Below are 12,579 nucleotides of genomic sequence, written 5' to 3' on the forward strand. Positions count from 1 at the left end.
ACCGGGGTGTTGGACGTTGAAGACTGACCGGAATCTCCCTTCGGCTCGCCGAAAGCGGCCGTTGGTCAAGGTGAGCTTCATGCCAGCGATGCGACCGCACTACATTTCGATCCAGAGGTGATCGAGCCGAATACCTGCAAGCCCCGAACTGCGAGGGTGAGCAGAAGCGAGGCCCGCCACGCGCGATGGCGGATCATACTCTAGGAGCGACAGCTTGTCGGCGGCAGACCAGCCCTCGACGGCGTCGCTTTCGAGACCGTCGATCCAGTCGTCGAGCTGGACCGCCCACGAAGGGATGTCTCGCTCCTGCACGTAGGCGATCATCGCCGCCCGATCGTGCGACGAACCGTGATGTCCCGCCTTGAAGCGTTGCACGCCGCCGGTCGTGCTGAAGCGGCTGTAGAGATATTCGCGCTCGTCCCGCTTGTGGCCCGTGGGAGTTGGGAGCCGCTTGCATTCGATCGGCAGGAGCGTTTGGTACTCGGTATATTCGCGGCCTTCGATCCAGATGACCGAGCCGCTCGGCGCGACGGCGAGGTCGATCGCGCGCCGGCCATCGGCGGCGTCAGGCTCTTCGCGCCGCGCGCCCGGATCCGACCTGACCGGGATGATGACAAACCTGGGACGCTTGCCGATCGAAGCGGCTAACCAGGCGCCCGCGCTCGCGCTGCTCGACAAGCTGGAAGCAATGCTGGCCCGTCCGCCGATCGATATCACCACCCATCCGCAGCTGGAGGAAGCCCGCACCCGCAACCTCCGGGCCCAGCGGATGTACGCCGTCTCGAGGGCCGGCAATAGCGACGTCCGCCAAGGTCCCGACAGCATCAACCCGGCCATGATGGTCGCCCATCTTGCCCGCATGGCGGGCGGTGCGGCCCTCGCCATCGCGGATGTTTGCTTCGAGCCGGATCTCCACCAGCAGGCGGTCGCCGCGTGGCATCGCTGGAGTGACGCGCTGTTCGCTCAGTGGCAGCTGTTGCCAGCGACCGTCACGGGCCCGTCGGGCGCCTGATCCGACGCAACCCACAACCTGACACGCGCCGGGGGCCGCCATCGCGCGGCCCCGGCGCATCTGGAGACCATCCATGCAAAATCTCGAGCACCTCGAGGCGCGGCTTCAAGGCGAAGCCAAGGCCTTCACCGCGCGTCGTACCTCTCCCCGGCGATACATCGTCTTCGACATTGAATACGTCTATGATCGGGTGGGGCAGGAGCGCGCCGACCGTCACGCGGGGGAACAGCAGGCGGTCAACGACAATGCCGGGGACGCCTTCAAAGTGCGCTGGCCGTTCCACCGGGTTGGCTGCATCGTCGCCCTGGCGATCGCCGTCCTGCCCTCCGGCACAGTGGAGGTCGAGGCGCTCAAGACCTGGTCGCGGCCCGAGATGACCGAAGCCGCCCTCGTTCAGGCCTTCAGTGCCTTCGTTGCCGCCCGCCCTGGCGCGATGCCGGTGACCTGGGGTGGGGAGTGCAAGGACCTGCCCTCACTCCTGGCCATTGCGATGCGCGAAGGAATCGCACTGCCACCTTCGGTCGGTGACCCGCATTGGAAACACGGGCGCATCGACCTGTGCACGCTGCTGTGCGGGAAGGCGAAGAACGTTCACCTCAACGAGTATGCCCACGCCCAGGGGCTGCCCGCCAAGCTGATGACGAAGAGGGAGCTGGGCAAGGTCGCTGAGCGTGGTCGGTGGTCCGCAGTCCGCCAGCACTGCGAGGTCGACGTTACGATCGAAGCCATGGTGCTCGTCCGCTGGCTGCTGGCAACGGGGCAACTGAAGGGGACGCGCGCCGCCGTCGATGCCGCGATAGTCGACCGGGTATCCCAGCTGCGACCCTACCGCCCCGAGCTGCTCCAGGCGATCGCCGGGTTCGGGAGTGTGGGTCTCGACCGGGCTGCGTGAATGAGGGTGAAACGATTATGCCGCATCGGTTGGCGGGGGGGCGGTAAGGGCTGCGCGGCAATTCCGTTCGCTGCCCTGCGCTGACATAAAATGCTTGCCTTCGCGAACCGCGACCATAAATCCGCCCTACCGCGCTCCCCACCGCCAGCCGTTGGCGGCCTGACTTGCCTCAAGGAAGCGCTCAACCGTCGCTGCCGGGCATTACCGCATCGACCGTCGAGAGAAGCGAGTCATGAAAGTATTGCGGGCCGGATATTGCCCCCACGCTGCACGATCGCCTCTCCGAAAGGCTTGTCATGCGCATCAACCCACGCACCAATACCACACAGCCTGAACTACGATCTGACCAACAAATTCAGACACCGTGTCCGAATTTCGCACGCAAATCGTATGCTAAGGACGAGGCCTCCAAGCCTCCTCGGCAGATCGGCGTAGCTGACTGTCCGATCATTGCGAGTAACTTGTCAGAACAGTCGGAAGCAGCCGGTGCTCAAAGCCGCGTAATCGTTCCAACGCCCGCGCTCTGCGCAAACAGGCTTCTCGCGGGAGAATTGTGCGAGCGCCCTCTGCCAACGCTGTACGAAACTCTATCCCTATGGCGCTTTAGCAACAATCGGGCGGTTGCCACGCCTTGCGCCGTTCAACCCTAGGCCGATACAATCGCTGTAGTGCTCCACGCGGTGTTTTGCCTATGATTGATTGTGCCTATCTGCTCGATGAAGCGCGAAGGCGTACCGGACTGGCGGACTTCGGTGATGAATGGCCGCTCGAGAACTGCCGCGAGTTTCTGCGTGTCTTGCAGAACGATCAACGCTTGAGCGCGGCCGGCCTGGAAGGGGCCACAATGATGGTCGCACAGGCGTTCGACAATCGCCTGCGCCATATCGAGCTACTGAAGCGGAATCCGGAGATCTTCGAAGAAAGAATCGACGTTGCCGCCGTCATTGCAAGCCTTCCCCGCACCGGCAGCACACTGCTTCACCGGATGCTCGCGGCCACCCCGGCGCTGACCGCGCCCATCTGGTTCGAGACGCAGAACTACGCGCCTTTCCCAGGCGAAGAGCGTGGCCACAATACGGTTCGGAAGCAATGGGCGCAGGCCTATCTAGACCAGATTCTCGCGGCGATGCCGGAATTGCCCTCGATACATCCTCTTGCCGTCGATGCGGCGGATGAGGAAATCCCTGCAATGGGGCTGCTGTTCTCAAGCCTGCAGATCGAGGGAACCTACTTCGTTCCCGAATTCTCGAACTGGCTCACGCGACACAGCCGCAAACGAGTCTATCCCGAGCTGCGGTCAATCCTCCAGTCGTGGCAATGGCAGGAGCCTTCGCGCGCGGGTCTGAAGTGGGTCCTGAAAACGCCCGGGCATCTGCTGGCGCTTGACGCCGTTGCCGAAACCTTTCCCGACGCCCTCATCGTGATGACTCATCGCGATCCGGTCGACATTCTGCCTTCCTTCGCGAGTCTGACATCCCAGTTCTACCAGGCGACGGGCAATTACGATCCGCGCGAAATCGGCGATTTCTGGCTTGAGCGGCTCGGAACCCTCCTCGACACGTTCCTCGACATGCGGGCGACGCTCGGAGAGGGGCGGTTTCACGATGTGCGATACGAAGACTTGCTTGCCGATCCCGTAAGCGAAGGTCTGCAAATCCTCGAGCGCGCGCAAGTGAGTGTGCCGGGCGCCGAAAGCGCCATGCGGCAGTGGCTGGCCGGTAACAGCCGCGGGCAGCGTCCGCCGCACCAGTACTCGGTCGAGGAGTTCGGATTGACCGAGGATCGCATTCGTGAGCGCTTCTCGCGATACAGGGAGCGGTTCATCGATAGTCCGCAATGAAGAGCATTGCCTTCATCGCGCGCCCGCCGGCCATGACCCAGCGCGAGTTCGTTACCTACTACGAGACGACCCACGCACCCCTGGCGTCGCGACTGCTGGGCTTCGAGCGCTATCGTCGCAATCATGTCCTCTCGGGCGACTTGCTCGGGTTCGCATCGCTGCCCGAATTCTGGAGCGATGGCGTGACGGTCGCGCAGGCGATGGCCGGGGCTGCGGGAGACGAGCTTCGTGACGACGAACTGCGCTTCATGGACAAGCCCCGGAATCGTGCGGCGCTGGCAGAGCCGTCCACGACAGGAAGTGCCCAAGGCGAGCAAAGCGCCATCCTGATGAGCGGAGCGGGTGACCGCGAGGCGTTGGCGCAGGTGGTCCGCGAGGCCGAGGGGCAGCTCGATTGGCTGGAGCCCTTCGATGCCCGCCCGCTTCCGTGCACCGCGATCGGGTTCGTACCCGCGGCGCATCGGCTGAAGCTGCCGTCTGGCTGGGAACTACTCGGCCGCGGCGAGGTCCTGCGCATCGAGGGCGGCGGAGGACCCCCGGGACCGCAAGTGACGGCGAAATTCTGACGGCGTCACGTTGAAGTGTCGCCGGAAGGCATGGGCGAAGCTGGCCTGGCTGACAAAGCCGACCTGGGACGATATCCTCTTGATCGGGATCTGCGATGCGAGCAGCTGACGAGCGCGCTCGAACCGCACTCGATCGATATATCCCATAACTGTTTCGCCAGTCGAAGCCTTGAACACGCGCATCAGGTGACGCCCGCTGATCCCGCACATATCCGCCAATTCCGCCAATTCGGGCGGCGCGCCTTCCTGCATCACGCGGGTCTCCATGCGGCGCAACTGCCACGGCGCCAGCCGCATGCCGCGCGAGGAGGGCTGGCTGGCAAGGTGCCTGACCAGCTCGCCCAGCGCGACGAGCGCCAGTCCGCTCAACAAGGTCGCCTGGGCCAGATCCCTGCGGCCTATTTCGATCGACATCCGGGTGAAGGTATCCTGCAGCCCGGTGGAACGGATATCGGCCCACCGATCGAAGCTGATGGTATCGAGCGCCTGGGCAATGCTCGGCATGCGGCGCCATACTTCGGTATCGAAGCGCAGGATGATCATTTCGCGCCGTCCACTCGGAGGAGAGAACACGTGCAGTGGCGTGTCTGGCGGCAGCGCAAGGACTGAGCCGAACGGGCGGAACGAGCGGTGCGAAACTGGATCATCAAACGTACCCAGCGCGGCCCTATCGCTCGTGGGCAGCATGTATACGAGCGTCGGCTTCGATATCTGATGGAACCGGCGATAACCGCTGCCCGCGTCCTGCTGGAGGTGTTCGACCTCGATTCCGTCCAGTCGAATCCTGGCGGTAGCGCGATACCGAGCGTCGTCTGCCACTGCTGCATCTCCGGTTTGCCTCCTTTTCGTAGCTGCCGGGCGGAGCGGTGTCGAACCGGAAATGTCGCTCTGGCGACAATCTGACATTCGTGAACTGTACTCCTCGATAGCGACCGCGTTGCGATCCGATAGTCTGCTTGTGCCATTTCGAGGGAGAGGTGTGTGAGTAACCCGATTGCGACGCGCGAGCAGGCCGAATTCGAGGAGCTCGCTCTGCGTGTGCTTGCCGATCCGCGAATGCAGGAGGTCATCGAGGACCGGCGGAAGTATTGGCTGGAGAAGGCGCAGCCCAACGCGGAAATGCGCGAAGCATTCGAGACGAAGTACGACGAAGTCGTTTTCGGGGCGATTATCTGGTCGCTCAACTCCGATCCCGAACGCCCGGCGGTCGTTACCATCAGCCGGATTCCGCATCAGCTCGACGGGCAACACATTCCGGGTTCGCGCTGGGGCCTCGATAACCCCGATTCTGTCTACCGCGTCATTCCGATCAGCGGCGACGAGCGGTACGTTATTCGCGGGCGGGTTTCTCAACCGCGCCTATCGGAAAACTATTTCACGCTGTGGGACGACCGCATGGGGACCGTCGATGTCCTCGACGGCAAGTCGCTCACCCTGGATGCCGATGGCCGCTTCGAGATCTTCGTCGACAGCGATCCGGCTGGCGATCGAGCAAACCACATCCGCTCCGCACCCGGCGCCAAGGAGTTCTACATTCGCGACGTGATCGCCGACTGGAGCGCTGAGCGTCCGAACGAACTGTCGATCGAACCGCTCGGGGGCGCACCGGCCAAACCCGCTGCCACGTTCGACGAGCAGGTTGCCGCCGCGCAGGAGATGTTGACGCGCAACATTGACAACACGATGCGCTGGAATGCGCAGGCGACGGAGAAGCGCGTCAATGCATTCGATTTCACGATCGATCGAGACAGCGACGGCGCGCTCCGCAACCAGATTTACGTCATGGGGCATTTCGACGTCGGCGACGACCGGGCGATGATCATCGAGGTCGGCCTGGGCGGCGCCGGATACTTCCTCGCCCCCATCACCAATATCTGGGGCACGACCAACGATATCGTCCATCGCACGTCGAGCCTCAACCTGACGCAAGTCGATAACGCTGGCGACGACACGCTAACGCTGGTCCTGTCGAAGCGCGATCCGGGGGTGTGGAACTGGCTGGATCCATGCGACATGGGAACCGGCATCCTCACGCTGCGCTGGGCTGAATTCGCAGACGGGCGCCCGGGCGAGGGATTTGGCGCGAAGGGCCGCGTGGTCGACTTGGCCGATCTGCCAAGAGAACTGGGCGAAGGCCACAGGACCGTGACCCCGGAGGAGCGCGCCGAGCAGCAACGCGCGCGCGCTGAAAGCTATCTCTGGCGGGTGGCCGAAGGATGAGTGCGACCTGGCTCATAACGGGATGCTCCACCGGCATCGGGCGAGAAATCGCCATCGCCGCGCTCGAGGCGGGCAACCGCGTCGCGGTTACCGCGCGCAAGCCGGGTGACGTGGCCGATATCGTCGAACGTTTCGGAGATCGTGCGAAAGCCATCGCGCTCGACGTATCGCGACCCGAATCCGTGCGTGACGCCCTTGAGGTCACCCGCGAGTGGGCGGGCAACGTGGAAGTGCTCGTCAACAATGCGGGCTACGGATACATCTCGTCGATTGAGGAAGGGTCCGAGGCCAAGGTCAAGGACTTGTTCGAAGTAAACTTCTTCGGTGCGCTGCGTCTCATCCAGGCCGTCCTGCCAGCGATGCGAGCGGCGCGTTCGGGACGCATCATCAACATTTCCTCGCTTGCGGGCCGCATTTCGAACCCCGCGACGGGTTTCTACAGCTCCAGCAAATTTGCCATGGAAGCCATGAGCGAAGCTTTGGCGCGTGAGGTGGAATCGCTAGGCATTCGCGTAACGGCCCTGGCCCCCGGCATGTTCAGGAGCGATTTCTCGGGTCGTTCGCTCACGACGGGCGATGCGAGCATCGAGGACTACCGCGATGGCGTGCACGCCCGGATGGAGCTGGTCAAATCGGTCGACGGCAGGCAGGCCGGCGACCCGGCCAAGCTCGCCGAGATGGTGGTCAAGCTCGCGGAAATGGCGGCGCCCCCCCTGCAGCTGATCGCCGGTCCCGACGCGTTGGCCGCGATCACCGCTCGAATGGCCGAAAAACAAGCCTCGATGGAGCAATTTAGCGAATGGAGCTCCTCTACCAATTTTGACTAGCGGCCTGGCAGCACGGGAGAGAACAGATGAGAAAAATTGCGATAACGGCGGTCGCCGCCCTGCTGGCGGGCACGAGCGTACCGGCACTCGCCCAGGCGGCGCGCGATAGCGAAGAACGCGCCCAGGCCAACGCGCCGATCGAAGAGATCGTGGTCACTGCACGCCGGACGGCGGAATCATCTCAGGATGCTCCCGTTTCGCTCACAGCGTTCAGCGCCGATACTGTCGATAAGCTGGGCATCGAAAGCGTGGCGGATGTCCCGGCGTACACGCCAAACCTGACGATCTCGGAGCAATCCGCGAGTCTCACCGCGGCATCGATCTACATTCGCGGCGTCGGCAACCAGGAACCCAGCGCGGTGTCCGAACAGGGTGTGGGCGTCTATCTCGACGGCGTCTATGTCGCGCGCTCGGCTGGCGCCATCTTCGATCTCGTGGATCTGGAGCGGATTGAAGTCCTTCGGGGGCCGCAAGGCACCCTGTTTGGGCGCAATTCGATCGGGGGTGCGATCCAGCTCATCTCGCGCAGGCCCAGCGAGGACATGGAAGCCGAAATACGCGCCGGTTATGGAAGCAACAACGAGTGGCATGGGCGCATCCGCCTCGACAGCGGCCGGTTAGGCCCCTTTGCGGCATCGCTGGCTTATTCGCATCAACAGAGAGACGGTTATGTCGACAACCTGTTGACGCCCGCTTCGCACGATCCGGGTGCGATCAATTCTGATGCCATTCTGTTCGCGTTGAACGGCGATTTTGGCGACGTGACGGTCGACTATCGGCTGGACTGGAATCACCGCACGGGAAATGGTCCCTATTTCCAGCTTCTGGCGGCTACCGATGATTTCCGCCGATTTTTCGGTGCTTCGCAGACGTTCGGCGGCGATCCCTTCATTATCAGCGACAAACGGTTGGACCAAGGTCTGCAGGCGGGCTTCATCAATCGTGACGGCGAGCTCGACTACGGCTCCTCGGCGCGCATCTTCGGAAACAGCCTTACGGTATCCTACGAAGCAAATGAGAACCTGACTCTCAAGTCAATCACAGGATATCGCAAGTTTTTCCAGGACACTATTTTGACGCTGTCGGGCCAAGGGAACCTGCGCGGCGTGGTGCTCGACCCAGTTACCTACGCGCCCACCATCGCGCCAGTCGTGCCCTTTGTCGGCAACAACGCCCCGCAGAACCAGTGGCAGTTCAGCCAGGAATTGCAGGCACTGTTCGACTTCGACACGCTCAGCTTCGTGACCGGCATGTTCTATTTCTACGAGAGGGCGGACGAGTTCAACCGGCAGGGACTGACCTTCGTGCTGCCCGGCGGGCAAGCCGGCCTCAACCTCAGCCCGACGCAGGCCTTCGGCGGCGCGACCGAGTCCATGGCGGCTTTCGGGCAGGCGACGTGGAAGCCTGCTGCCCTCCAGGAGCGCCTCGAACTGACCGCCGGGGTGCGCTTCACCGGCGACCGTAAGACGATCAACCTTGTCGGTGACGTCATACCGGCCGTGCGCGGCAAGGTCGAATACGAGAACGTTTCCTGGCTCGGCTCTGCGTCCTATCGTTTCAGCGATCAGGCGCTGGCGTATGTCCGCGTTTCGACCGGGTATCGCTCGGGGGGGATCAATCCGCGCACCAACGTCATCAACATCTTCGAGCCCGAAGACGTCATCTCTTACGAGGCGGGGCTGAAAACCGATCTCTTCAATCGCAGGTTGCGTTTCAACCTTTCGGCATTCCAGACCGATTACGACAACCTGCAGATCCAGCAATTCACCGCTGGTACCGGCGGTGCGACCGCCAGGATCGTGAACGCGGGCAAGGTACGTTACCGCGGCGTGGAGGCCGAGGCTACGATCGTACCCGTGGATGGGCTGACCTTCACCGGGTCGATCGGCTACCTCGATCCGACGTACAAGACGTTCCTCTACCGCGATCCGGTCACCGACCAGGTCATAAACGTCGCCGACGAGGCGCGCTTGCCTCAGACCGCGAAATTCAACGCGCATGCCGGTGCAGAGTATCGGACCCCGGTCGGCATTGGCGAGCTGTCGGCCCGGCTCGACTATTCGTATCGCAGCACGGTGTATTATTTTGCGCTCGATCGGGTGAACCCGTTCAACCGCGAGGTGCGGTCGCGTCCTGACCACAACCTGCGGGCGCGGGTGGCGTTGTCCGAGATATCCCTGGGCGACCATGCCGCACTGGAGGTCTCCGCTTTCGGAAACAACCTGACCAACCAGGAAAACATCGATTTCGGCATCGATTTTGGCGCCCTGGGCTTCGGGGGCGCGAGCTTCAAGCGGCCCCGCACGTTCGGGATCGAACTGAAAGCCAACTATCGGTGATACACGTGAAGCCTGGAGCCGGGGACCGCAGGGTAACACCGGGGGGCGCATACCCCGATGGGCAGAAGCTGAACCGGCGACACCTGGAGCTTTTGGTGCTGCTCGGCTTCGTACTGATGTTCGAGGGGTTTGACATCAGCCTGACCAGCGTTGTGTTGCCTTACGTCGGATCAGACTTCGGCATCACGACGCCGGCGCTCGGGCGGGCAGTCGCGGCAATTGCCGCGGGCTCGATTGTTGCGGTTTTTCTGATCCGGCTTGCCGACCGGTTCGGACGCAGGCCCATCCTCCTAATCGCGGCAGGTGGTTTCTCGATTGGCTCGCTGCTCACGGTGCTTGCTCCCGATATCGAGAGCTACGTGGCGATACAGTTCGTTACACGAATGCTGATGGTTTCACTCGTCAGCCTGGCCTATCTCGTGGTAAGCGAAACGCTGCCGCCGCCGCTACGCGGGCGGGCTAACGGCTTGTTGGGGGCAGTCGCCAGCATGGGGGCAGCACTGCCTTTCCTAATGCTGAAGCCAGCGCTCGAGACCGAAATGGGCTGGCGGCTGTTGTTCGTCGTGGGATCCGCCCCGCTGATCATCCTGCCGTTGTTGTTCATCAGAGTGAAGGAGACGCCAGTTTGGGCCGAAATGCAGGCGTCAAACAACAATCGCATCACCATGCGGACAGAGTTCGTGCAGCTCGTCACATCGAAGTTTCGCCAGCGTTTCGCGGCGATGAGCGCGCTCTGGTTCATCATCAATTTCGCCAGTGCGGCCGGTACCGTGTTCTTTACCTACTACGTCACGCAGGAGCGGGGCTGGTCCACTACAGAGCTCATGGCCATCGCCCCGCTCAGCCTGTTGGGCGCGTTTATCGGCTATATCGGCGCCGGCGCACTGGCGGATTGGATCGGGAGAAGGCCGACCATCGCGTCATTCCTGTTCCTGTACGGGGTTCTGACCCTGATCTGCTATTCTGCAGAGGATAGTGCTGTCATCACAGCCAGCTTCGTCGGCCTCCAGGCCATGCTTGGGTTGTGGATGATCTGTTTCACCCTGAACAGCGAGCTATTCCCCACCGAATTGCGCGCCGCAGCCAACGGTTGGTCGCATAATATGGTAGGTCGATGGGGGGCGGTCGTCGCGCCCTTGCTTCTCGGCGAACTTAGCGCGCTTCTCGGCGGGACAGCCTCGGCCGCAATGGCCTTGGCCGTTGTGCCCTGGCTGGGCATACCGCTCATCCTGTTCGCACTCCCGGAAACCAAGGCAATTCGTTTGGATGAACAGCCATGAGTGATGCGGCGGGAAGCGGCTGATGGATACATCCAACCGCAGTCCGCATGATTGGACATACCGCAAGGCATCAAGGCTGCTTATCTTCTAGCAGAAGATCGCTTGCTGAGTAAATTACGAGAGGCGGGTCAAGCAGATACCGGTTCGGGAATCGCGCAGGCCGCGTCAACGCCCAGCACATGAGCGACGCGGCCTAGGCCCATCCAGCCCGCGATGCAGTAGCTAAGATCGACGATCTCGGTATCGGCGAACGCGGACTTGAACTCGCTCCAGAATTCCTCGTCGCCGGCGATGCCCTTCGGGTCACGGCCCATCCCTTCGGCATAGCGCACCGCAAGCAGTTCACGCGCGGTCAGCCCGCTCTGGTCGCCCTCGAGGTGTGATGACCAACGGCCCAGCTCCGGATGAGGCCTTGTCGAGCCAGACCGAGCCAGGGGTATCGCATGGACCGACCACGCTCAAACTCGGGTACGAGCGCCTGTCGGGCGATGGGCGCACCGCCCTTCAGACACCGCTGGCGACGCTGCACGCCTTCAATGGCTGGGCAGACAAGTTCCTGACGACGCCGGCCGGCGGCTTACGCGACGTTTATGTCGATGTTGGGCACATCTTCCCCAAGGCCACCCCTGCAATCGGCGGTGCGAGCCTACGGATCGCCTTCCATGATTTCCGGTCTACCCGGGGTGATCTACACTACGGGCGGGAATGGAACGTGATGGCCGCTTATCCCGTCGCGCCCTGGCTGACCGGAATGATCAAGGCTGCTCGATACAAAGCCGACACCTTTGGAGCCGATACGACCAAGGTATGGGCTCAACTGGAAGCGCGATTCTGATCACGGCGCTCAGGCGCCATCGGCCAGACCTTCTAGCGCCGCCACGTCGAGCAGTTCGACGCAGCTGAGCGTCACCAGCCGTACTAACCGCCGGTTCCGCAGCTGGCTCAATACCCGGCTGACGGTTTCCTTGGTCAAGCCAAGGTAATCGGCGATATCGGCCCGGCTCATCGGCAAGGCCATATGCGCCACATCGTGGCCGACAATCCGTTCATAACGCTGATGCAGATATAGCAGGAACGATGCCACCCGCTCCATCGCGGTCTTTCGGCCAAGGACAATGAATTGCTGCTGCGCCGCGGCCAGTTCGTGCCGCGCACTGTCAAGCAGACTGTCTTTCAGCACCGCATTGCGATTGACGTAATCTTCGAAGCGGCTGCGTTCGAACGCCCATAAACGTGCCGGCTCCAACGCTTCGGCCGTCATCTCGTGGTCTGTGCCAAGGGCCATGCCGATAAAATCACCCGGCAAGGTGAAGCCGGTTATCTGACGGCGTCCGTCAGCCATCAGGCGATAAAGCCGCAAAGACCCGGCAACCAAAGTGTAAACCTGCCCGGCCCGGTCACCCTGGTGGAACAACGGCGCACCAGACTCTACCAGGCGATCTATCCCCATGGTCCGCAACTCGGACAATTGATTGCATTTAAGGGCGTGGAACATCGAAACCCGTCGCACTTCACACGGGTAACAGGGATGATCCGCCGGAAGAGGAGCAGCTTTCAGGACACGCGCATGGGCCGTGTCGATAGAGTGGGCATAGTCCAGCAC

Annotated in this window: 13 protein-coding genes; 9 read left to right on the plus strand and 4 right to left on the minus strand. The window is 62.4% G+C overall.

The window, feature by feature from the left end:
• Window positions 1–99: 99 nt before the first annotated feature.
• On the minus strand, window positions 100–678 hold the full coding sequence (locus GRI40_RS05845; protein WP_160610474.1) for a hypothetical protein: 579 nt from the start codon (window positions 676–678) through the stop codon (window positions 100–102).
• On the opposite strand from GRI40_RS05845, the gene GRI40_RS05850 reads away from it, so the two are divergent.
• The 4 genes from GRI40_RS05850 to GRI40_RS05865 all read left to right on the plus strand — a co-directional run bounded on the left by GRI40_RS05850 (window position 629) and on the right by GRI40_RS05865 (window position 4,310).
• Window positions 629–1,012, plus strand: coding sequence for a hypothetical protein (locus tag GRI40_RS05850; RefSeq protein WP_160610475.1), 384 nt, complete (start codon window positions 629–631; stop codon window positions 1,010–1,012). The two genes, GRI40_RS05845 and GRI40_RS05850, sit on opposite strands and share 50 nt — an antisense overlap.
• 73 nt (window positions 1,013–1,085) lie before the next feature.
• On the plus strand, window positions 1,086–1,904 hold the full coding sequence (locus tag GRI40_RS05855) for a hypothetical protein (protein WP_160610476.1): 819 nt from the start codon (window positions 1,086–1,088) through the stop codon (window positions 1,902–1,904).
• Between the two features lie 691 nt (window positions 1,905–2,595).
• Window positions 2,596–3,744: a sulfotransferase family protein gene (locus GRI40_RS05860; RefSeq protein ID WP_160610477.1), complete on the plus strand. Its 1,149-nt coding sequence runs from the start codon at window positions 2,596–2,598 to the stop codon at window positions 3,742–3,744.
• Entirely contained in the window at window positions 3,741–4,310 is a 570-nt protein-coding gene (locus tag GRI40_RS05865) for an EthD domain-containing protein (protein ID WP_160610478.1), read from the plus strand. The genes GRI40_RS05860 and GRI40_RS05865 overlap by 4 nt, the downstream gene beginning before the upstream one ends.
• Here GRI40_RS05865 and GRI40_RS14080 read toward each other — a convergent pair.
• Window positions 4,233–5,129 carry a helix-turn-helix domain-containing protein gene (locus GRI40_RS14080; RefSeq protein WP_160610479.1) on the minus strand — a complete coding sequence of 299 codons (897 nt, stop codon included), beginning with the start codon at window positions 5,127–5,129 and terminating at the stop codon, window positions 4,233–4,235. The two genes, GRI40_RS05865 and GRI40_RS14080, sit on opposite strands and share 78 nt — an antisense overlap.
• 162 nt (window positions 5,130–5,291) lie before the next feature.
• On the opposite strand from GRI40_RS14080, the gene GRI40_RS05875 reads away from it, so the two are divergent.
• From GRI40_RS05875 to GRI40_RS05890, 4 genes are all read left to right on the plus strand, one after another.
• Window positions 5,292–6,530 carry a hypothetical protein gene (locus GRI40_RS05875; protein ID WP_160610480.1) on the plus strand — a complete coding sequence of 413 codons (1,239 nt, stop codon included), beginning with the start codon at window positions 5,292–5,294 and terminating at the stop codon, window positions 6,528–6,530.
• Window positions 6,527–7,357, plus strand: coding sequence for an oxidoreductase (locus tag GRI40_RS05880; RefSeq protein ID WP_160610481.1), 831 nt, complete (start codon window positions 6,527–6,529; stop codon window positions 7,355–7,357). Before GRI40_RS05875 ends, GRI40_RS05880 begins: the two co-directional genes overlap by 4 nt.
• A gap of 149 nt (window positions 7,358–7,506) precedes the next feature.
• Window positions 7,507–9,696, plus strand: a complete 2,190-nt coding sequence (locus GRI40_RS05885; protein WP_337190504.1) for a TonB-dependent receptor — start codon at window positions 7,507–7,509, stop codon at window positions 9,694–9,696.
• Window positions 9,697–9,791: 95 nt separating this feature from the next.
• Window positions 9,792–10,976 carry an MFS transporter gene (locus GRI40_RS05890; RefSeq protein ID WP_337190505.1) on the plus strand — a complete coding sequence of 395 codons (1,185 nt, stop codon included), beginning with the start codon at window positions 9,792–9,794 and terminating at the stop codon, window positions 10,974–10,976.
• A 128-nt stretch (window positions 10,977–11,104) separates the two neighbouring features.
• On the opposite strand, the gene GRI40_RS05895 is transcribed toward GRI40_RS05890, so the two are convergent.
• Window positions 11,105–11,290, minus strand: coding sequence for a hypothetical protein (locus GRI40_RS05895; RefSeq protein WP_160610483.1), 186 nt, complete (start codon window positions 11,288–11,290; stop codon window positions 11,105–11,107).
• A 68-nt stretch (window positions 11,291–11,358) separates the two neighbouring features.
• Here GRI40_RS05895 and GRI40_RS05900 point away from each other — a divergent pair, with 68 nt between their 5' ends.
• A complete protein-coding gene (locus GRI40_RS05900; RefSeq protein ID WP_160610484.1) occupies window positions 11,359–11,811 on the plus strand; it encodes a hypothetical protein in 453 nt (150 codons plus the stop codon).
• 9 nt (window positions 11,812–11,820) lie between these two features.
• On the opposite strand, the gene GRI40_RS05905 is transcribed toward GRI40_RS05900, so the two are convergent.
• A complete protein-coding gene (locus GRI40_RS05905) occupies window positions 11,821–12,579 on the minus strand; it encodes a helix-turn-helix domain-containing protein (protein WP_160610485.1) in 759 nt (252 codons plus the stop codon).

The sequence above is a fragment of the Tsuneonella aeria genome, from assembly GCF_009827495.1.
GTDB classification, from domain to species: domain Bacteria; phylum Pseudomonadota; class Alphaproteobacteria; order Sphingomonadales; family Sphingomonadaceae; genus Tsuneonella; species Tsuneonella aeria.